Raw genomic sequence first — 20,093 nt, 5'->3', positions numbered from 1 at the left:
CCATGGCGCGCATCACCGCCCTCGACAGCGGCACCTATTACCATCACCGCACGCTGCACGAGCCGCGCTACCGCGATTTCTTCGACGAGATCGTCTATATCCGCGATCTCGCCGAAACCGATCTTTCGGCGCACGAACTGGTCCTCGTCTCCTGCCGCACCGACCCGTCGCAACTGATCCCCTGCCGGCAGCAGTTCGCCGACTATCTCGCCGGCGGCGGCACGGTCATTGCCATGGGTTCGACCGGCCAGCCTGCCTGGCTGCCCGGCATTTCCTGGCACGACACGCCGACGAATTTCTGGTGGTGGAAGGAGGGCGGCAACCTGGGGCTCGAAGTCACCGCGCCCGGCCATCCGCTGTTTACCCACATCACACTGGACGACGCCACCTGGCACCATCACGGCCATTTCGACGTGCCGGCGGGTGCGACCAGCCTGATCGATGTCGCCGGCAAGGGCTCAGTGCTCTACGACGACAAGGTGACGACGGCCGGACGCATGCTGGTCACGGCACTCGACCCGATGTATCACCACGGTAGCCACTTCATGCCGGCCACCACCCGCTTCCTCGACGGTTTCCTGCCCTGGCTGAAGAGCCTTTGAACCGTCACGCTGTCTGCGGTGCGCCCTTCATTGGCCGTCGCAGAACCGCGGCCGGCTCCGCTTGACCGAGGACAGGACGATGACCCGTTCGCCCCGCATCTACATCACCGGCGCCTCCTGCGCCGGCGTCACCACGCTTGGCGCGGCGCTCGCCGCCCGCCTCAGCGTCCCGCAGTTCGATGTCGACGCCTATTACTGGCTGCCGACCGAACCGCCCTTCACGCAGAAACGCCCGCCGCAGGAGCGCCTGCGCCTGATCGCCGCCGACATGGCGGAGGCGGAGAAGGCAAAGGGACGTGGCTGGGTGCTGACCGGCTCTTTCGACGGCTGGGGCGATGCGCTGGTCGAGGATATCGATCTCATCGCCTTCGTGACGACGCCGACGCCACTGCGCATGGAGCGCCTCAAGGCGCGTGAGCGTGAGCGCTTTGGCGACAGGATCGATCCGGGCGGCGACATGCACGAGATCCATGTCGCCTTCGCCGACTGGGCCTCGCGTTACGACGAACCGGGTTTTTCGGGCCGCAACCGCGCCCGCCACGAGGCGTGGCTTGTCGCCCAGACCGCCCCCGTCCTGCGCCTCGACGGCAGCCGCAGCGTTGAGGAGCTGGTGGAGGGGGTTGTGGGACAGTTCCGCGTTCCTGAAGGTGCGCGCACCGTGAGCCGCTATCCGAACACCAGGTAGAGGACGGCGAGGCAGATGACGACCAGTGAGACATTGGCAAGCCTTTGCGCCGTCCGACTTGGCCGGCGCAGTCCATCTTGCGTGCCGCCTTGTGACACCGTCTTCGCCCTGGCGGTCCAGCCGGTCTGTTCGCGCAAGTAGGCGCGCGTCTCGAAGAAGCATTGCGACGGGCTTTCGTCCGCCAGGGCGGCAAGCTCGGCAAGTCGTGGGCTGGCGTGTGCCGCCGGCGTATCGCGAAAGTCGAGCGCTTCCTGCGGATAGCGGTGATCGGCCGGGTGCAAGCCCGCCTCGACGATCGGACGCAGATCGGCAACCTGCGACCCGCGTAGCGAAAGCGTCCGGCATTCGTGTGCAAGGCGCAGCGGTGCAAGGTCGGAGACACGGGTACCGCCGATGTTGAGCGACATCAGGGACCTTGCCGGATAGAGGGCGGCAAGGCTTTCGAGCGGCGTCTGCGCCGCATTCAGGATCTGGAGCCCCGACAGCGCACCCTGCGGCCCCAGATCTACGACCCTCGATGTTGCAATGTCGAGTGAGCGTAGGGCGCCGAGCCGATGAAGCGGCGCCAGCGATGTGACGGCAGTGTCGCGCAATTCCAAACGCTGCAGCGTGCCGACCCGCGCCAGTGGTTCGAGGCTCTTCACGCCGCTGCCCGAGATATCAAGATGGCTGAGGCCCGTGCCGTGCAGGAAGGGTCTTTCGACGCGCAAGGCGCGGCCCGTTTCTTCCTGCAGGCCCGCGAGATCGGCGAGCGGCCCGAGATCGGCAACCGGCGTTGCGGCAATGACGAGGCTTTCCAGTCGGGCAAGGCGCGCAAGCGGCGACAGGTCGCGGACGCGGGTCGCGCCGACATCGAGCTCCCGCAGGCCCTTCAGGCCTGCGAGCGGCGCGAGGTCGGCCACCGGGGCTCCGCGAACGCTCAACGTTTCCAGCCTCTCAAGGGTCTCGAACCCGTCAAGGCTCCCCAGATTGCTGTCGATGAGCTGGATGAAGCCGAGACGCGTCCAGCGGCCGATCATGTCGAAGCGGTCCGACTGCATGCCCCACAAGGAGAGGCTTTCGAGAGCAGGCAGCTCCTTGAGCGTGTCCAGGTGGACGAGATCGACTTTTTCCTTCGTCGACCAGATCCTCAGGCGGGCAAGTCCGGTGCATGCGGCAAGCGGGGCGAGGTCGATGGCCGTCGGCGCGATGATCCCAAGACTGGTGAGCGCGCTCCAGCCATCCATGAAGTCGAGGCCCGGAAAAGCGCAGTTCAGCGAGCCTATTTCCAACAGCTCCAGCGCGCCAAGGGGGGAGAGCGGGGCGAAGTCGGAAATCGATCCGCCATACATGCGCAACTGGCGCAGTTCCGACAGCGCGGAGATCTCGCCAGGAAGCCGGTCGAGAGGAAGATCCCCGAGATAAAGCGCCTCGCCGCCGGCCTTTGCACAATCGGCAATCCGTCGCTGCGCCTCGGCGAAGGCTGCCTCCGGGTCCTTGCGCCAAGCCTGATCTGTTGCCTGCGACCGTGTCATGGGTGGGCATCTGTCCGCTGACGGCCTGCCCGGCAGGGGAAGCCGACTCACTGTCCACTTGCGCCAGGGTTGCAGCCTATTGTGGCGACAAGCGGCCGTCGAGAGAGACGCCTATCCCCGTCGCCGGCGTCGCCGCCCGCCGTCGCCCTCACCGCCATCGCCGTCGCGCTCGGCAGCAGGCGGGGAGACCAGCGGTCCGATGCGGGCGATCACCTCGGCAACACTCGGCCGTGCGGCGGCTTCATGCGTGTCGATGGCCCCGCGCATGGCCGCAAGGTGGGCATAGGACGTGCCGCAGCAGCCGCCGATGATGCGCGCGCCGGCATCCATCGCGAGCTGAGCATAGTCGGCCATCAGCTCCGGTGTGCCGGTATAGACCACCTCGTCACCGCGAATGACCGGGATGCCGCAATTGGCCTTGGCGACGACGACGGCGCCTGGATAGGCGGCGGTGATCTCGAGCACGGCCGCGAGCAGGTCCGAGGCGCCGACACCGCAATTCGACCCGTAGGCGACGGGCGCGCAGGCGAACTCGCCGGCAAGCTGGCCGAGGCCGGCCGGCGGCAGGCCCATCATGGTGCGGCCGGCCGTGTCGAAACTGGCGGTGACGACGAAGGGCATGTCGACTTTCGCCGCGGCCTCCGCTGCGGCGCGCATCTCCTCGCCCGCAGACATGGTTTCGATCCAGGCGACGTCGGCACCACCCGCTTTCAGTCCCTCGATCTGCTCGGCGAACGCCTCGACGGCCTCCTCATGCGTCATGGCGCCGAGCGGCACGAAGAGTTCGCCGGTCGGGCCGACCGAGCCACCGACGACCACATCGCGACCTGAAGCGTCCGCAACCTCGCGGGCAAGTTCGGCCGCCGCCTTGTTGAGCTCGTGCACGCGGCCTTCCAGCTTGTGCAGCTTCAGCCGGTGACGGTTGGCGCCGAACGTGTTGGTCAGGATGATGTCGGCGCCGGCCTCCACGAACTTGCGGTGCAGGGTGCGGATCTTCTCCGGCTGGGTGACGTTCCACTCCTCCGGCGGATCGCCGGAGGTCAGCCCCATGTCGAAGAGGTTCGTGCCGGTCGCCCCGTCGGCGAGCAGCGTGCCCTTTTCCGCAAGCAACGCTTCAAGCGCGTTCATCGTCATTCCTTTCCAGCCTCAACTGCGCGGCTTCAGGTTCTGCGGATCGTAGAGCGGCGCGTAGCCGACGCCTGCAACCTCGACCGGATAGCTTTCAGAGAAATACTCCAGGCTGAGCTTGCGGCCGACTTCGGCATAGTCATGCGGCAGGTAGGCGAGCGCAATGTTCTTTCCGATGGTGGGACCGTAGACGAGGGAGGTCGTGTAGGAGATCCGACCCAACTCGTCGACCAGCGTCTCGCCGGTCTCCGGGTCCATCACCGGCAGGGTGCCGACCGGAAAGCGGGCAGTGCCGCTTGCGTCCACATTGTCGGTCATCACCAGCGTGCACAGCATGGCCGGCTGGCGGTCGCGGGCGCGATACTCCAGATGCTTCGCCTTGCCGCGGAAGTCGGCCTCCTTGACCTTCGGGCGGGCGAGATCCGCCTCGTAAAGGTTGTACTGGGTCAAAAGGTCGGCATTCTGCAAGCGCAGCGACTTCTCCAGGCGGCGCGAATTGGCGTAGGTCTCGACGCCGACGGCAGTGACGCCCAAAGCCCGCAGCGCATCCCAGACGGCAAGGCCGTCCTCGTATTTCATGTGCAATTCCCAGCCCTGCTCGCCGACATAGGAGAGCCTGAGTGCCATCACCTTGCGCCCGGCGATCTCGATCTCGCGGATGGCGGCGAAGGGGAAGGCGTCCTGCTCGAGGCCGGCCGGGTCGGCGACGGCCTGCTTCAGCTTCTCGCGGGCGTTCGGCCCCCAGATGCCGATGGTCGTGTAGTGCTCGCTGACATCCGTGACGGTGACGTCAAAGCCCTTGTCCTGCGCCACGCGCTTCACATAGTGGAAGTCGCGCGGCCCGGCATCCGCACCGTCGACGATGCGACAACGGTCGGCCATGCGGAAGACGGTGAGATCCGCGCGCACCATGCCCTCGTCGTCGAGGAAATGGGTGTAGATGCCCTTGCCGATATTGCCGTCGCCGCCGATTTTTGCCGCGCAGAGCCATTCCAGCAGCTCGACGTGATCCGGCCCCGCGACCTCGAACATGTAGAAATGCGAGAGGTTGATGATCCCGCAATCCTCGCTCAAGGCCAGGTGCTCGGCATTCGACACGCGCCAGAAATGGCGGTTGTCCCACTCGTTCTCGCGCGTCGGAATCTGGTCGCCGTATTTTTCCAGCAGATGCGCGTTTGCGGCATATCCGTGGGCGCGCTCCCAGCCGCCGAGTTCCATGAAGTGGCCGCCAAGCTCCACCTCGCGCTCGTAAAAGGGCGAGCGCTTGACGCCGCGCCCGCTCGCATAGGGCTCGCGCGGATGGATCGCGGGGAAGTAGATCTTCTGCGCCGCCTCGAAGCAGCGCCCCTCGATGAACCCTTCGCTCAGCTGGTGCGGGTAGAAGCGCGAATAGTCGATCGCCGCATGGTCGATACCGGTGCGCCCGTCGGTGATCCAGTCGGCGATCAGCTTGCCGTAGCCAGGCGCGTCCTTGACCCAGATGGCGACGCAGTACCAAAGGCCCCGCACCTTCTGGCTCTCGCCGCAGGACGGGCCGCCGGCTGCGGAGACCTGCAGTAGGCCATTGAAGGAGTGGCCTTCGTTGTAGCCCAGCTCGCCGAGGATCGGCGTCAGTTCCATGGCGCGCTCAAGCGGCTCGATGACCTGCTCCATCTCCAGGTCGCGCTGGGAGGGAGACAGGCGCGCCTCCTCCTTTTCCAGCAGGTCGCGCGGATGGCACATGCGCGGATGGGTGGTCTCGTAATAGCCCCACTCGATCTGGCCGCCCTCGGCAGTCTTCGGGTCGCCGGTGTCGCGCATATAGGCGGAGTTGCCCTGGTCGCGCAGCAGCGGGTAGCCGATGTCCTTGCCTGTCCCCTCGAACTCGTTGAAGGGGCCAAAGAAGGTGAGCGGATGGTCGACCGGCATCACCGGCAGGTCCTCGCCGACCATTTCGGCAATGAGACGCCCCCACAGGCCGGCGCAGACGATGACATGATCGGCGCGGATCGTGCCGCGATGGGTGACGACGCCGGCAATGCGGCCGTCCTCCACGACGAGCGACTTGGCCGGCGTGTTGGCGAAGGCCTTCAGCTTGCCGGTCTTCTCGCCTTCGTCGACAAGCTTTCCGGCAACGGTCTGCGAGCGCGGAATGACGAGACCGGCATCGGGATCGAACAACCCGCCCTGGACCTGGTCCTCCTCGATCAGCGGGAACAGTGCCTTGATCTCCGCCGGAGTGACAAGGCGGGCCCTTGTGCCGAAGGCCTTGCCAGAGGTGACCTTGCGCCGGATCTCCTCCATCCAGGTGTCGTCGCCGGTTCGCGCCACTTCCAGCCCGCCGATACGCGCGTAGTGGCCCATCCTGTCGAAGAAATCGACCGAGTAGAGCGAGGTCCAGGTCGACAGGAAGTCGTGGCTGGTCGTGTAGCAGAAGTCGGACGCGTGTGCGGTCGAGCCGATGTCGGTCGGAATGCCCGACTTGTCGATGCCGACAATGTCGGTCCAGCCGCGCCCGATGAGGTGGTGCGCGATCGACGCGCCGACGATGCCACCCAGACCGACGATGACGATTTGTGCCTTGTCAGGAAACGCTGACATCCTTCATCCCTCTTGCATGGACGCGGCGCGGCAGGCCTGCCGACGCGCTCCCTCGCCAGCGAGTATCGCCACGGAGCGCGACGCCCAGTGGCCTGATTGCGTCATGCAGGCATCGCCGCGACGACACGCACCCGCCAAATTTCCGGAACCGAAGCATGGACGGCCGCGACCTCCGACCGGGACGGAACCGGTTGACAGGCAAGCCGGCCTGACCTATCCGGCAATTGCTGGTTGAAGGGGCTGAACAGATGATTTTTCGACGTGCCGCCATGATCGCGTCTGCCGTTGGCCTTGCGGCCTGCCAGACGACCAAGCCGATCGCCATGAGCGTCAGCTACCAGCCGACCAACCCGACCGCGACGCATGGCGACGTGCTGGCGGAGGCCCGCGCCCAGGGGCAGAACATTCCGCAGCTCAGGGGCACGGAATTCATCACCGTGCGCAGCTATCACTACACCCTGCACAAGGAGAGCGGCACAGGCGTCAAGGAAGAGATGACCGGCGCGGAGTGCGGGCTGGAGAGCGACGGCTACACCGCAAGTTTCCGCACACCGGCCCAGGTCAAGGTACCGAACTACGGCTATGCGTCCCGCCCGGTCTCGGTGCGCTGCGACGCGCCCGGCTACAAGACAGGCTTCGCCAATGCCAGCGCCGAGAACGAGACGCGCAAGAAAATCTACCGGAGCGGCTCGGGCGCCGGGCTGGTCGGCTTGATGACGGCGGCGATCATCGACGCCGCCAATTCCGAAGACAATGACGATTTCAAGTATCCGCTGGTCTCCGTGGTCATGAACCGGGAAGACTGCGACAGCTCCACGCTCGGCTGCCGAGCCCAGTAGTCGGGGCGCCTCCGCGCGGCACCACCCGCTCTTGCCGCTGCTCTTGCCATGACGCTTTTAGAGAATCGGACGACGCATTCGCGCCGCAGCCCCCTCGCGCCCGGGCGCAAAGTGACGCGGAGAGCCGCCCGCGCCATGCCCCTTGCCAATCCGCGAGGCGGGCACAGGGCGGGCGATGCGAAAGCAGCGACAACAAAGGGCTTGCAGCGGATGAGTGAACAGGAAGCGCGCGCGGCACGGCGCGGACGGGCAGCCCGGACGGAGAAACGGCGCGGATCGCAGGCGGCAGGCGCCCTGCCCTACATCTCGCGCAATCTGCCCGTCTACGACATTCTCAGCGACGAGGGGGCGGAGCTGATCGAGGCGAATGCCGACCGGCTGCTGGCCGAGATCGGTCTCGAGTTCCGCGACGATCCCGAAACGATCGCCATCTGGAAGGCGGCCGGGGCCGACGTCTCCGGCGAGCGTGTGCGGTTTCCCAAGGGCATGCTGCGCGAACTGGTGAAGACCGCGCCGGCACAATTCGTCCAGCACGCGCGCAACCCGGAGCGCAACGTCGTCATCGGCGGCAACAATACCGTGTTTGCGCCCGTTTACGGCCCGCCCTTCGTGACCGACCTGGATGCCGGTCGGCGCTACGGCACCATCGAGGACTTCCGCAATTTCGTGAAGCTCTCCTATGCCTCGCCCTGGCTGCACCATTCGGGCGGCACCGTGTGCGAGCCCGTCGACCTGCCGGTCAACAAACGGCATTTCGACATGGTCTATGCGCATCTGAAGTATTCGGACAAGCCGTTCATGGGCTCGGTGACGGCACCGGAGCGCGCAAGCGATTCGGTCCGCATGGCCCAGCTCGTCTTCGGCGAGGAGTTCGTCGACAACAATTGCGTCATGATCCAGCTGATCAACGCCAACTCCCCGCTCGTCTTCGACGCCACCATGCTCGGAGCGCTGAAGGTCTATGCGGCGGCGAACCAGGCCTGCATCGTCTCGCCGTTCATCCTGGCCGGCGCCATGAGCCCGGTGACCGTGGCCGGAACGCTGTCGCAGGTGCTGGCCGAAGCGCTGGCCGGCTGCGCGCTGACCCAGCTTGTGCGTCCCGGCGCACCGGTGGTCTTCGGCGCCTTCGTGTCGTCGATCTCGATGCAGTCCGGCGCCCCCACCTTCGGTTCGCCGGAAGGCAGCCTGCTGCTCAATGGCGCGGCCAAGCTGGCGCGCCGCGCCGGGCTGCCGTTCCGCTCGGGCGGCTCCTTCACCGCCTCCAAGACGCCGGATGCCCAGTCGGCGCAGGAATCGGCCCAGACCATCCTGGCAACGCTGCTTTCGGGAGTGAACTTCTGCCTGCATGCCGCCGGTTGGCTGGAAGGCGGGCTCTGCTCTTCCTACGAGAAGTTCGTCATGGACGCCGACCAGCTCGGCATGATGCACGTGCTTGCCAAGGGCATCGACCTGTCCGACGAGGCACAGGCGATGGATGCGCTCGCGGAAGTCGGACCCGGTGGCCATTTCCTCGGCGCGGCGCATACGCAGCGCAATTTCGAGACCGCCTTCTACCGCTCGGAAATCGCCGACAACAACTCGTTCGAGCAATGGAGCGCCGATGGCGGCCTCGACGCCGCATGGCGCGCCAATCGCAAGTGGAAGCAGATGCTGGCGTCCTACGAGGCGCCGCCGCTCGATCCGGGTATCGACGAAGCGCTGATCTCTTTCATGGCGGCGCGCAAAGCTGAATTTCCCGACAGCAACGTCTAGGAAAGCAAACAACAAACACTCCCTTTACAAGGAAGCTCCGCGCGATCAAAGATAGCGTCAAATATACATAAAATGAACATCACATGAGCGCTCTTCAGCATGGCGGTTTTCGCTGCGCTGCAAGAGCGCTTTGTTTTTTCAATGCATTTCAAATATTTTTTTACACACCCCCTTTCAATCCCTGTCATTATTTGCTTATGTAAGCCCACCGACAGGGTAGAGAAGCGGGCCGAAAAGAGTTCGCAAGAGGGGATCAGGAGCGAACGCGCCGTCAATTCGGCGCGAATGCCTGCCCCTTTCCGACTTTTGCTTAGGGGCAACGATGACAGAGACACGCGGCGCTTCAGTCCGTTACGAGAACGTTCAAAAAAGCTATGACGGGGAAACGCTCGTCGTCAAAAATCTGAACCTTGACATTCCGCCGGGCGAATTTCTCACCATGCTCGGCCCGTCCGGCTCCGGAAAGACCACCTGCCTGATGATGCTGGCGGGTTTCGAGCCCGCCACCCACGGCGAAATCTTCCTGAACGACAGCCCGATCAACAACGTGCCGCCGCACAAGCGCGGCATCGGGATGGTGTTTCAGAACTACGCCCTGTTTCCGCATATGAGCGTTGCGGAAAACCTCGCGTTCCCGCTGCAGGTGCGCGGCATGAACAGGGCGGATCAGGAAAAGAAGGTGCAGCGGGCACTGGAGATGGTCGAGCTCGGCCATTTCGGCTCGCGTCGTCCCGCACAGCTGTCCGGCGGCCAGCAGCAACGCGTGGCGGTTGCCCGCGCCCTGGTCTTCGAGCCGGAGCTCGTGCTGATGGACGAGCCTTTGGGCGCGCTCGACAAGCAGCTGCGCGAGCAGATGCAGTACGAGATCAAGCACATCCACGAGAATATCGGCGTGTCGATCGTCTACGTGACGCATGACCAGACCGAGGCCCTGACGATGTCGGACCGGGTCGCGGTGTTCAACGACGGCATCATCCAGCAGCTGTCGAGCCCGGATGCGCTTTACGAGAACCCGCAGAATTCCTTCGTCGCCCAGTTCATCGGCGAGAACAACAAGCTCTCGGGAACGGTGACCGAGGTTGCCGGAGACACCTGCGCGGTGAAGCTCGACGACGGCACGATGCTGAAGGCCGATGCCGTCAACATCGACGGCGTCGGATCGCGCACGACGATCTCGTTGCGCCCCGAACGTGTCGAGTTCGACACGCACGAACAGATGGACAATCTGGTCAAGGGCCGCATCGAGGAAATGATCTATCTCGGCGACCACATCCGCGTGCGGATGAATGTCGCCGGCAACACGGAATTCATTGTCAAGGTTCGCAATCGCGGTGAAAAGCGCGACCTGCGAACCGGTCAGACAGTGGAGATCGGCTGGGCCGCGGGCGACTGCAAGGCGCTTGACGCCGTCGCCTGATGCGCGACCCGGATCGAAAGACCGCGGCGCCCGACCCGGGCCGCCGCTCATTTCCCGGGGCACTGCCCCGGGCGAACTCAAGAAACCAGGGGATCAATATGACCTTCAAGACACTCCTGCTCGCAGGTGCTGCGACGGCGATGATGACGACGGGCGCCAGCGCCATCGACCTCACCATCGTCTCGTGGGGCGGCGCCTATTCGAACTCGCAGAACGAGGCCTATCACAAGCCTTACATGGCTGCGAACCCGGACGTCACGATCATCAATGACGAAAGCTCGAACGAGGCAGTGGCCAAGCTGCGCGCCATGAACGAGGCCGGCAACATCACCTGGGATCTCGTCGACGTGGTGGCTTCCGACGCCATTCGCCTGTGCGACGAAGGCCTGGCGATGGAAATCAACCACGACGAGATGCTGGCCAAGGCGCCGGACGGCACCCCGGCCTCCGAGGACTTCGGCGACCTGATCGTCTCCGATTGCTACATTCCGCAGATCGTCTACTCGACGACGTTCGGCTACCGCACCGACGTTGCCGAGTGGAACGGCAAGGAGCCGGACGACATCTGCGACGTGTTCGACCTGGAGAACTTCCCGGGCAAGCGTTCGCTCGAGAAGCGCCCGATCAACAACATGGAATGGGCCCTCCTGTGCGACGGCGTCGCCAAGGAAGACGTCTACAAGGTGCTGGAGACCGAGGAAGGCGTGAACCGCGCGCTTGCCAAGCTCGGCACCATCAAGGACCAGACGGTCTGGTGGTCGGCCGGCGCCGAGACGCCGCAGCTTCTCGCCGACGGCGAAGTGGTGATCGGCTCGACCTACAACGGTCGCCTGTTCTCGCTGATCGAGGAGCAGAAGCAGCCGGTCAAGATGCTGTGGGACGCGCAGGTGTTCGATCTTGACGGCTGGATCGTCCCGGCCGGACTGCCGAAGGAGCGCCTCGACGCGGTGATGAAGTATCTCCACTTCGCCACCGACACGCAGCGCCTCGCCGACCAGGCCAAGTAAATCTCCTACGGCCCGGCCCGCAAGTCCTCCGCCCCGCTTGTCGGCAAGCATGCGGAACTCGGCATCGAGATGGGTCCGCACATGCCGACCGATCCGGCCAACGCTACCAACACGTTCCTCTACAATTACGAGTGGTGGGCGGACTATCGCGATGACCTGGACGCCAAGTTCCAGGCCTGGCTCGCCGGCTAAGCCCTTGATGAAAGGGCGCTAGCCCCTTCATTTGCCAAACCTGCCGCGGCGGATCCGTCCGCCGCGGCCCCCGATCCCCTGTTCCCCGACAAGCCTGCGCGCCAAGCCCTGCGCAAGCTCTTCCGGGACCAGGCACAAGCGGAGCCGACAGGCCCGCTCCCGCCTTCCACCGGCGCGTTCTGCCGACGCGCCGACCGCGGCCGAAACGGACACGGATGATGACGAGCGACACCACAGCGAACACTGACGCCGGCAACGGCAACGGCACGCACACGGAAGTGCTGACCACCCGGGACGGGATCCCGCTCAAGGTCAGCCTCGCCAAGGCGTTGAGGCGGGAGAAGCTGCGCTCGCTGGCGCTCATCGCGCCGCTGCTGGTCTTCATCCTGATCACCTTCGCCGCGCCGATCGCCGACATGCTGTTCCGCTCGGTGGAAAACGGCATCGTTTCCGACACATTGCCGAAAACCGTGCAGGCGCTGTCGTCATGGGAGGCGGATTCGCCTCAGACACCCGGCGAGCCGGTGTTCAAGGCGCTCTACGAGGATCTTCTGGTCGCCACCGAGCAGAAGACCCACACCCGGCTCGGCTCGCGGCTGAACTACGAGGCCTCGGGCATGTCGAGCCTGTTCCGCAAGACCGGACGGCGCGTCGACAGGATGGACGAGGCCGGACCGTTCAAGGAGCAGTTCATCGATGTCGACGACGGCTGGGACGAGCTTGAAACCTGGCAGGTGCTGAAGCGCTATTCGCCGACCATTACATCCGGCTACTTCCTCAACGCCGCCGACATGGAACTGACCGCCGACGGCGTCTCGATGAAGCCGGAAAACGAGCGCATTTATCTCTACCTGTTCTGGCGCACACTGCTGCTGTCGCTCACCATCACCTTCTCATGCCTGCTGCTCGGATATCCGGTGGCCTTCCTGCTGGCGGCATTGCCGGCGCGCTCGGCCAACCTGTTGATGATCCTGGTGCTTCTGCCCTTCTGGACATCGCTGCTGGTGCGCACCTCAGCCTGGAAGGTGCTGTTGCAGCAGCAGGGGGTGATCAACGACTTCCTCGTCGCGATCGGCATCGTGGGCGATGCCAACCGGCTGGTGATGATCAACAACCAGACCGGCACCGTCATCGCCATGACGCATATCCTGCTGCCCTTCATGATCCTGCCGCTCTATTCGGTGATGAAGACCGTCTCACCGACCTATGTACGGGCGGCCAAGAGCCTCGGCGCGACCGACTGGACGGCCTTCTGGCGGGTCTATTTCCCGCAGACGGTGCCGGGCATCGGCGCCGGCTCGATCCTCGTCTTCATCCTGGCGATCGGCTACTACATCACGCCGGAACTGGTGGGCGGCACCAGCGGCATCTTCATCTCCAACCGCATCGCCTACCACATCTCGTCGTCGCTGAACTGGGGACTGGCGGCCGCGCTCGGCGTGATCCTGCTCGGTGCGGTGATGCTGCTGTTCTACGTCTACGACAAGATCGTGGGCATCGATAACGTCAAGCTCGGTTGAGGAGACCAAGAAGAACATGTCAGCTCTTCCAGCCTATGCGTCCACGGGCCAGCGTGTCTGGCACTACACGTTCCGCACCATCTGCGGGTTGATCTTCTTTTTCCTGATCTTCCCGATCCTGGTGATCCTGCCCCTGTCGTTCAACGCGCAGGACTTCTTTACCTTCACCAAGGAGATGCTGGCGTTCGACCCTGCCGGTTACTCGCTGAAGCATTACGAGGACTTCTTCACCAATCCGGACTGGCAGCAGGCGATGCGCAATTCCTTCGCCATCGCGCCGGTGGCGACGCTGCTTGCGACCTCGTTCGGGACGCTCGCCGCCATCGGCCTGTCGCAGAGCCACGTGCCCTACCGCTCGGCGATCATGGCGGTGCTGATCTCGCCGATGATCGTGCCGCTGATCATCTCGGCCGCGGGCATGTATTTCTTCTATTCCCGCATCGGTCTGCAGGGAACCTATGTGGGCGTGGTGCTTGCCCACGCGGCGCTCGGCACGCCCTTCGTCATCATCACCGTGACGGCGACGCTGGTCGGCTTCGACCGAAGCCTGGTGCGGGCGGCGGCGAGCCTTGGCGCCAATCCGGTGACGACCTTCTTCAAGGTGCAGATGCCGCTGATCGTGCCCGGCGTCGTGTCCGGTGCGCTGTTCGCCTTCATCACCTCGTTCGACGAGGTCGTGGTGGTGTTGTTCCTTGGCTCGGCCGGACAGAAAACCCTGCCCTGGCAGATGTTTACCGGGTTGCGCGAGCAGATTTCCCCGACCATCCTGGCCGTTGCCTCGCTGATGGTGGCGATCTCCATCGCGCTGCTGACGGTGCTGGAACTGCTGCGCCGGCGCTCCGAACGGCTGCGCGGCCTCACTCCGTCCTAGCCGGAGCATTCCGGCGGCTTGCGACAATTTTGACGCAAGATTCTACAAAACTTGCACAAGTTTCTCACCGAATTTGCGCAAACATGAGTCACTTGCGGGACAACAGGATGAAGCGGATCGGCATTCTCGGACTGGCGCTCGGCATCCTGCTGGCGCAACCGGCGGCGGCAGGCGACTTCGCCTATCACCGCAGCGTCAGTCTCAAGGTCGGCCAGTCGATCGTGCTGAAGGGCGTGCGCAACCACAATTGCGGGACACGGCCGCCCGGCTGGGCCTCGATCCAGCGCCAGCTGCCGAAGAGCAAGCTCGGCAGTTTCTCGGATGGCGGCACCGGCACGGTGCAAAGCAATTTCTGCCGCGAGCGGCACGACATCAAGCGCGTTGCTGCCCGCGGCGTGCGCTTCACGGCGAGAACGCGCGGCCAGGAGCGGCTGACGATCCTCAGGGACCCGGTTTCGATCACGGTGCGGTAGGCCGCCGAAGGGACTGGCAAAGCGAACGATGGTCCGGCGGCAAAATGCCGGCCGACCGAAAACGGGTCACGCGCCCTCCTCTTCTCCGAGCCGGTGACGGAACGCCAGTCGCCGGGCGACCCGCAAGCCGGCAGGCAAGGGTCCGGCGGCGCGCCCCGACAGAAGACACAAGGCCTGGCGGGCCGGTTCCTCGCGAACCGGCCCGCCTTTTTGTTGGCGGCCCGGGAAACGGGGACAGCCATGAAAGGAGAAGGCGATGAATGACGATCTGGCAAGGACGATGCGCTGGCACAATGGCGAGAAGGCGTGGTCGCCGTTTTCGCCGGCCGAGATGGACGGACGGCAGGCGGCGATGCGGGCGGTGATGGCCAGGCGCGACATCGACGCGGCGCTTTTCACCTCCTATCACAACATCTGCTATCTCACCGGCTTCCTCTATTGCCAGTTCGGCCGGCGCTACGGGCTGGTGCTCGACCAGAGGCAGGCTACGACCATCGCGGCGGCCATTGACGGCGGCCAGCCCTGGCGGCGCAGCCACGGCGACGCGCTCACCTATACCGACTGGCAGCGCGACAACTACTTCCACGCCGTCCGGCAACTGACGCCGGGCGTGCGCCGGCTCGGGATCGAGTTCGACCATGTGACGCTGGAAACGCTGGCCATGCTGGAAGCCGCCCTGCCCGGTGTCGAACTGGTCGACATCGCCAATGAGGCGATGCGCCTGCGCACGATCAAGTCGGGAGAGGAACAGGCGCTGATCCGGGAGGGCACGCGGATCTGCGACATCGGCGGGGCGGCGGTGGTGCAGGCGGTCGCCGCCGGCGTGCCCGAGCACGAGGTGGCACTGGCGGGAACACAGGCGATGGTGCGCGAGATCGCGGCAAGCTTTCCCTTTGCCGAACTGATGGACAGCTGGACCTGGTTCCAGTCAGGCCCCAACACGGACGGCGCCCACAATCCGGTGACCAACCGCATCGTGCAACCGGGCGACATCCTGTCGCTCAACTGCTTCCCGATGATCTTCGGCTACTACACGGCGCTGGAGCGCACCCTGTTCTGTGACTTCGTGCCCGATGCCCATCTCAGGCTCTGGGAGATCAATTGCGAGGTGCACCGGCGCGGGCTGGAGCTGATCCGCCCCGGCGCGCGCTGCCGCGACATCGCCGCCGAACTCAACGAGATCTACCGTTCGCACGACCTCTTGCGCTTCCGCTCCTTCGGCTACGGCCATTCCTTCGGGGTGCTCAGCCACTATTACGGACGCGAGGCGGCGGTGGAGCTTCGGGAAGACATCGACACGGTGCTCGAGCCGGGCATGGTGGTGTCGATGGAACCGATGATCATGGTCCCGGAGGGACTGCCCGGCGCCGGCGGCTATCGCGAGCACGACATCCTGATCGTCCAGGAGGACGGCGCGGAAAACATCACCGGCTTCCCGTTCGGCCCGGAGCACAACATCGTCGGCAAAGGCGGATAAAGCCCGACGGGATCACCGGCAGAACGCGGGGCGGGGCGTTGCCCCACCCTCACATCATCGCGACCGGTTCGGCGACGCGATAGCCGAATTCAAGCGCCGCATCGGTCAGCCATTCGATCAGCGCATCGGCGAGACTGGTCGGCACCAGCAGGTCGAAGCCGTCCTCGTTGCGACGCAGGATGATGACCGGGATCTGGTGGATGACGGCCTGGGCGAGCGAGCCGGGAGGGAAGGCACGCGGGTCGAAGTCGATCGCCACGGCCTTGTTGAGGAGAGCTGCCGCCTCGGAGCCACCAACATGCAGCGCGCGGCGGGCCGGGCCGAGATCGACCACCGCAGCATCGTCGGTGTCGAGCGCCTCGTCGACGCGGGCCGTCTCCTCGGACGAGGCGGCGACATAGATGAAGCGGCCGAAAGCGACCCAACCAACCAGTGCCGTATCGCTCTCGCTGAAGCGACCCGGACGCCCCGGCAGGATCGTGCCGGCAAGCTCGGATAGGCGGTTGGCGACCGGCTCCAGCCGGTTCGGCCATGCGCCGACCTCGAGCACGGCGGCGATCTGCAACTCGCGCAGCAGGATTGCGGGTTCGGCGGCGCCGGCGGTTTCGCCCGGCACGAGCCGCCCGACCACGGGACGCGCCGCAGGCGTGCCCTTGTCGGTCTGCGCGGCCGCGCCGGACGGCGCTTCCGCTTGCGGTGCGGCGGTGGTATCGGCGTCTTGCGGCGCGTTGGGCGCGCCATTCTCGACGTCAGACATGCATTCGGCTCCCGTCGGGGTCGTAGAAGCAAGGATCAGTGACCGTCACCGCCACACGCTCGTCCTTGAGCGGAAAGGCCGCCTCGAGCGCTTCGCCGTGGCGCCCGCGCCCGCCGGAGAGGAAGGCAAGCGCGATATGGGCCTTTAGGGCCGGCGACCAGGTCACGGCGGTGACATGCCCCAGACTCGCCCCTCCACCGCGCGCGGTCAAGTGGCTGCCGGCGCGGATGGGGGCGCCGTCCGTTGACACCAATCCGACCATGACGGGGCGGGCCGGATCGACGAAAGCGGGACGCGAGGTCATCGCCGAGCCGATATAGGGTTTGCGCTGCGACGCCATGCCGCCAAGCCCGACATCGGCAAGGGTGGTGCGGCCGTCCATTTCCGCGCCCGTAATGTGCCCCTTCTCGATGCGCAGCGTGCCGAGCGCCTCCAGCCCGTAGGGCGCGATTCGCTCCGGCAGGCCGGCTTCCAGCAACGCCTCCCACACGGCAAGGCCGGCCGGCCAGTCGCAAAAAACCTCGTATGCAAGCTCGCCAGAGAACGAAAGCCGCGCGATCATCACCCGGTGCGTGCCGATGCGCCCTTGCGCGATGCCCATATGCGGACAGGCCTCGTTGGAGACGTCGCCCTCGGCAAGGGCCGCCTGCAGCACCTTGCGCGCGGCGTGGCCGGCAATCGCCATGGCCGCGAACCGGTCGGTGACGGATGTTACATGGACGCGCAGTTCCGGCCAGACGACCTCGAGGTAGTGCTCCATATGGGCAAGCACCGGCCCGGCATTGGCCGTCGTCGTGGTGACGAGAAAACGGTGTTCGGCAAGCCGCCAGGCGGTGCCGTCGTCGAACATGATGCCGTCCTCGCGCAGCATCACGCCGTAGCGCGCCTTGCCGACGGGAAGTTTGGCGAAGCCGTTGGCATAGAGGCGGTTGAGGAATTCGGCCGCGTCCGGGCCCTGCACGTCGATCTTGCCCAGCGTCGACACATCGACAAGGCCGACACCCTCGCGCACCATGGTCGCCTCGCGGACATAGGCATCGCGCAAGGTCTCTCCATCCCGGAAATAGGCGCGCGGGCGCATCCAGATGCCGGCCGGCATCATTTCCGCGCCATGGGCAAGATGCCAGTCATGCATCGGCGTGCGGCGCGTCGGCGCGAAATGATGGCCGGTCTCGCGCCCGGCAAGCGCGCCGATGGCGACCGCCGTATAGGGCATCCGGAAGCGGGTCGTTCCAACCTGCGGCGCGCTCAGGCCCCGCGCCCGCGCCATCAGCGCGATGGCGTTGACATTCGAGGTCTTGCCCTGGTCGGCGGCCATGCCGAGCGTCGTGTAGCGCTTCAGGTGCTCGACGGAGCGGAAGCCCTCGCGGTTCGACAGTTCGATATCGTCGGCGGTGACGTCGTGCTGGAAGTCGACGAAGCGCTTGGCACCGCCCGTCGCCGGCACGTCGAAGACGGGGAACGGGTGTTCGGCCCCGGCCGCGCCCTCCAGCACCGGCAACGGCGGCAGGCTCCCCTCGCCCGCACCGCAAGCGGCAGCCGCAGCGAGGCCGGCATCGCGGCCACCTTTCAGACAGGCGGCAAGGTCGAGCATGCCGGCAGCAGCGCCGCAAGCGGTCCAGGCCTCGCGCGGACTGCCCGGCACGAAGGATTGCAGCTGCTCGTCATAGACCGGCGCGCTTCCCGCCTGGCTGGCAAGGTGGACGCTTGGGGTCCAGCCGCCGGCGACCAGCAGCGCATCGCATGAGGGCTGCATGATGTTGGCGCCAAGCGCACCGGAGGCCGGATCGAAACCGCGAATATCGACACCGGAAAGCGCCTTGCGCCCCCGCGTCGCGGCGACAACGGCACCGGTCTCAAGCCGGATGCCGCGCGCGCCGAGCTCGGCCGCAAGCGCTGTCGGGATCTCGCGCCGGATGTCCACGACGGCCTTGATCGAGACCCCGAGCCGATCGAGCGCAAGGGCGGTGCGCGCGCCGCCGTCATTGTTGGCGAAAACGACGACCGAGCGCCCGACGGCAACGCCATGGCGCTGCGCATGGGCAAGGCCGGCGGAGGCGAGCATGACGCCCGGCGCGTCATTGCCGGAAAAGACCAGCGGGCGCTCGATGGCGCCGGTGGCCAGCACCACGCGGCGGGCATGGATCGTCCAGTGGCGCTGGCGCGGTTCGTGGGGTTCCGGCAAAGGCTTGTGATCGGCGACCCGCTCGACCGCGCCCAGCACGTTGCCGTCGAAATAGCCGTAGACCGTGGTGCGCGGCATGATGCGGACGCCGTGCCGTTCCAGTTCGTGCAGTTCATGCGCGATCCAGTCGGCGGCGGTGCGCCCGTCAAGGCTCGCGCCGTCCTCGTGCAGCCGCCCACCGGGGCGGGCGTTCTCGTCGGCAAGGACGACCCTGAGGCCGGAGGCGGCGGCGGCACGCGCTGCCATCAACCCGGCAGGCCCCGCGCCGACGACGAGCACGTCACAAAAGGCGTTGCGCTTCTCGTAGCGGTCGGGATCGGCGAGATGGGTGCCGCGCCCGAGCCCGGCCGCCTTGCGGATGAAGCGCTCGCAGAAATGCCAAGTCGCCTGGCCGGTGCCCATGAAGGTCTTGTAGTAGAAGCCGGCCGAAAACAGCGGCGACAGCCGGTCGTTGACTGCCATCATGTCGAAGGCGAGCGAGGGCCAGCGGTTCTGGCTCGCCGCTTCCAGCCCCTCGTAGAGCTCGGCCATGGTGGCGCGGGTGTTGGGTTCGTGGCGGGCGCCGGCGCGCATCTCGACCAGCGCGTTCGCCTCCTCCGGCCCGGCGCTCATGACACCGCGCGGCCGGTGATACTTGAAGGAACGGCCGACCAGAACGCGCCCGGAGGCAAGCAGCGCCGAAGCGAGCGTATCGCCGGCAAGGCCATGCATCTGCTCGCCATCGAAGCGGAAGGAAAAAGGGCGGTCGCGCTCGACATGAGCGCCGCCACGGGGAAGCCGGTAGCCGCTCATGCGCCCTGCCCCTCGATACGGGCTGCATCACCGGCGAAACGGCCGGCCATCTCGACGCCCAGGATCTCGTGGGTGAGCGTGTTGCGGGTGACGCGCAGCCAGTGGCGGCAGCCGGCAATGTGGTGCCAGAGCTCGACATGGGGCCCGCGCGGGTTTTCGCGGTCATAGACATAGGCGGAGAAAGGCTCAGCCTCGCGGGTCGCAAGATCCGGCCGGCGAAGGGTCCCGTCGCCGCCATAGGAGAACTCGGCGACGCCGCGCGGTCCGCAGCAGGGACAATCGATGCGCATGGGCGGGCGTCC

16 protein-coding genes are annotated in these 20,093 nt (G+C 65.8%); 10 read left to right on the top strand and 6 right to left on the bottom strand.

The features are described from left to right. The first annotated feature begins 2 nt into the window (after positions 1-2). The gene (locus RBB46_RS14585; RefSeq protein WP_306029743.1) at positions 3-602 is read left to right on the top strand and encodes a hypothetical protein; all 600 of its coding nucleotides are present in this window, start codon (positions 3-5) and stop codon (positions 600-602) included. A 79-nt stretch (positions 603-681) separates the two neighbouring features. After that, a complete protein-coding gene (locus RBB46_RS14580) occupies positions 682-1,287 on the top strand; it encodes an AAA family ATPase (protein WP_306029742.1) in 606 nt (201 codons plus the stop codon). Here RBB46_RS14580 and RBB46_RS14575 read toward each other — a convergent pair. The 3 genes from RBB46_RS14575 to RBB46_RS14565 all read right to left on the bottom strand — a co-directional run bounded on the left by RBB46_RS14575 (position 1,269) and on the right by RBB46_RS14565 (position 6,509). Then, positions 1,269-2,801, bottom strand: coding sequence for a leucine-rich repeat domain-containing protein (locus RBB46_RS14575; protein ID WP_306029741.1), 1,533 nt, complete (start codon positions 2,799-2,801; stop codon positions 1,269-1,271). The two genes, RBB46_RS14580 and RBB46_RS14575, sit on opposite strands and share 19 nt — an antisense overlap. A 111-nt stretch (positions 2,802-2,912) precedes the next feature. Further along, on the bottom strand, positions 2,913-3,935 hold the full coding sequence (bmt, locus tag RBB46_RS14570; RefSeq protein WP_306029740.1) for a betaine--homocysteine S-methyltransferase: 1,023 nt from the start codon (positions 3,933-3,935) through the stop codon (positions 2,913-2,915). A gap of 12 nt (positions 3,936-3,947) precedes the next feature. Next, a complete protein-coding gene (locus RBB46_RS14565) occupies positions 3,948-6,509 on the bottom strand; it encodes an FAD-dependent oxidoreductase (RefSeq protein ID WP_306029739.1) in 2,562 nt (853 codons plus the stop codon). Positions 6,510-6,757: 248 nt separating this feature from the next. Between RBB46_RS14565 and RBB46_RS14560 the strand changes: the two genes are divergently transcribed. The 8 genes from RBB46_RS14560 (at position 6,758) to RBB46_RS14525 (ending at position 16,057) form a co-directional block, all read left to right on the top strand. Beyond that, a complete protein-coding gene (locus tag RBB46_RS14560; RefSeq protein ID WP_306029738.1) occupies positions 6,758-7,348 on the top strand; it encodes a hypothetical protein in 591 nt (196 codons plus the stop codon). 210 nt (positions 7,349-7,558) lie between these two features. Next, the gene (locus RBB46_RS14555; RefSeq protein WP_306029737.1) at positions 7,559-9,100 is read left to right on the top strand and encodes a trimethylamine methyltransferase family protein; all 1,542 of its coding nucleotides are present in this window, start codon (positions 7,559-7,561) and stop codon (positions 9,098-9,100) included. A 322-nt stretch (positions 9,101-9,422) separates the two neighbouring features. After that, entirely contained in the window at positions 9,423-10,517 is a 1,095-nt protein-coding gene (locus RBB46_RS14550) for an ABC transporter ATP-binding protein (RefSeq protein WP_306029736.1), read from the top strand. 98 nt (positions 10,518-10,615) lie between these two features. Next, positions 10,616-11,524, top strand: coding sequence for an extracellular solute-binding protein (locus tag RBB46_RS14545; protein WP_306029735.1), 909 nt, complete (start codon positions 10,616-10,618; stop codon positions 11,522-11,524). A gap of 410 nt (positions 11,525-11,934) precedes the next feature. After that, entirely contained in the window at positions 11,935-13,236 is a 1,302-nt protein-coding gene (locus RBB46_RS14540) for an ABC transporter permease (protein WP_306029734.1), read from the top strand. A gap of 16 nt (positions 13,237-13,252) precedes the next feature. Further along, entirely contained in the window at positions 13,253-14,107 is an 855-nt protein-coding gene (locus RBB46_RS14535) for an ABC transporter permease (protein ID WP_306029733.1), read from the top strand. 107 nt (positions 14,108-14,214) lie between these two features. Next, positions 14,215-14,580 carry a hypothetical protein gene (locus RBB46_RS14530; protein ID WP_306029732.1) on the top strand — a complete coding sequence of 122 codons (366 nt, stop codon included), beginning with the start codon at positions 14,215-14,217 and terminating at the stop codon, positions 14,578-14,580. Between the two features lie 256 nt (positions 14,581-14,836). Continuing rightward, on the top strand, positions 14,837-16,057 hold the full coding sequence (locus RBB46_RS14525; RefSeq protein ID WP_306029731.1) for a M24 family metallopeptidase: 1,221 nt from the start codon (positions 14,837-14,839) through the stop codon (positions 16,055-16,057). Between the two features lie 49 nt (positions 16,058-16,106). Here the strand turns inward: RBB46_RS14525 and RBB46_RS14520 are convergent, their stop codons facing one another. Genes RBB46_RS14520 through RBB46_RS14510 form a run of 3 tightly spaced genes read right to left on the bottom strand, consistent with a single transcriptional unit; the run spans position 16,107 to position 20,081 of the window. Then, positions 16,107-16,814 (bottom strand): sarcosine oxidase subunit gamma, encoded by a 708-nt coding sequence (locus RBB46_RS14520; protein ID WP_306029730.1) that lies wholly within the window; start codon positions 16,812-16,814, stop codon positions 16,107-16,109. Continuing rightward, a complete protein-coding gene (locus tag RBB46_RS14515) occupies positions 16,807-19,791 on the bottom strand; it encodes a sarcosine oxidase subunit alpha family protein (protein WP_306029729.1) in 2,985 nt (994 codons plus the stop codon). Before RBB46_RS14515 ends, RBB46_RS14520 begins: the two co-directional genes overlap by 8 nt. Next, on the bottom strand, positions 19,788-20,081 hold the full coding sequence (locus RBB46_RS14510) for a sarcosine oxidase subunit delta (RefSeq protein ID WP_306029728.1): 294 nt from the start codon (positions 20,079-20,081) through the stop codon (positions 19,788-19,790). Before RBB46_RS14510 ends, RBB46_RS14515 begins: the two co-directional genes overlap by 4 nt. Positions 20,082-20,093: the final 12 nt, after the last annotated feature.

Origin of the sequence: Stappia sp. MMSF_3263, from assembly GCF_030733745.1 — a bacterium.
Classification (GTDB): Bacteria; Pseudomonadota; Alphaproteobacteria; order Rhizobiales; family Stappiaceae; genus Stappia.
The sequence above is the reverse complement of the archived record's forward strand: the minus strand, read 5'-3'. Positions and strand labels throughout refer to the sequence as shown.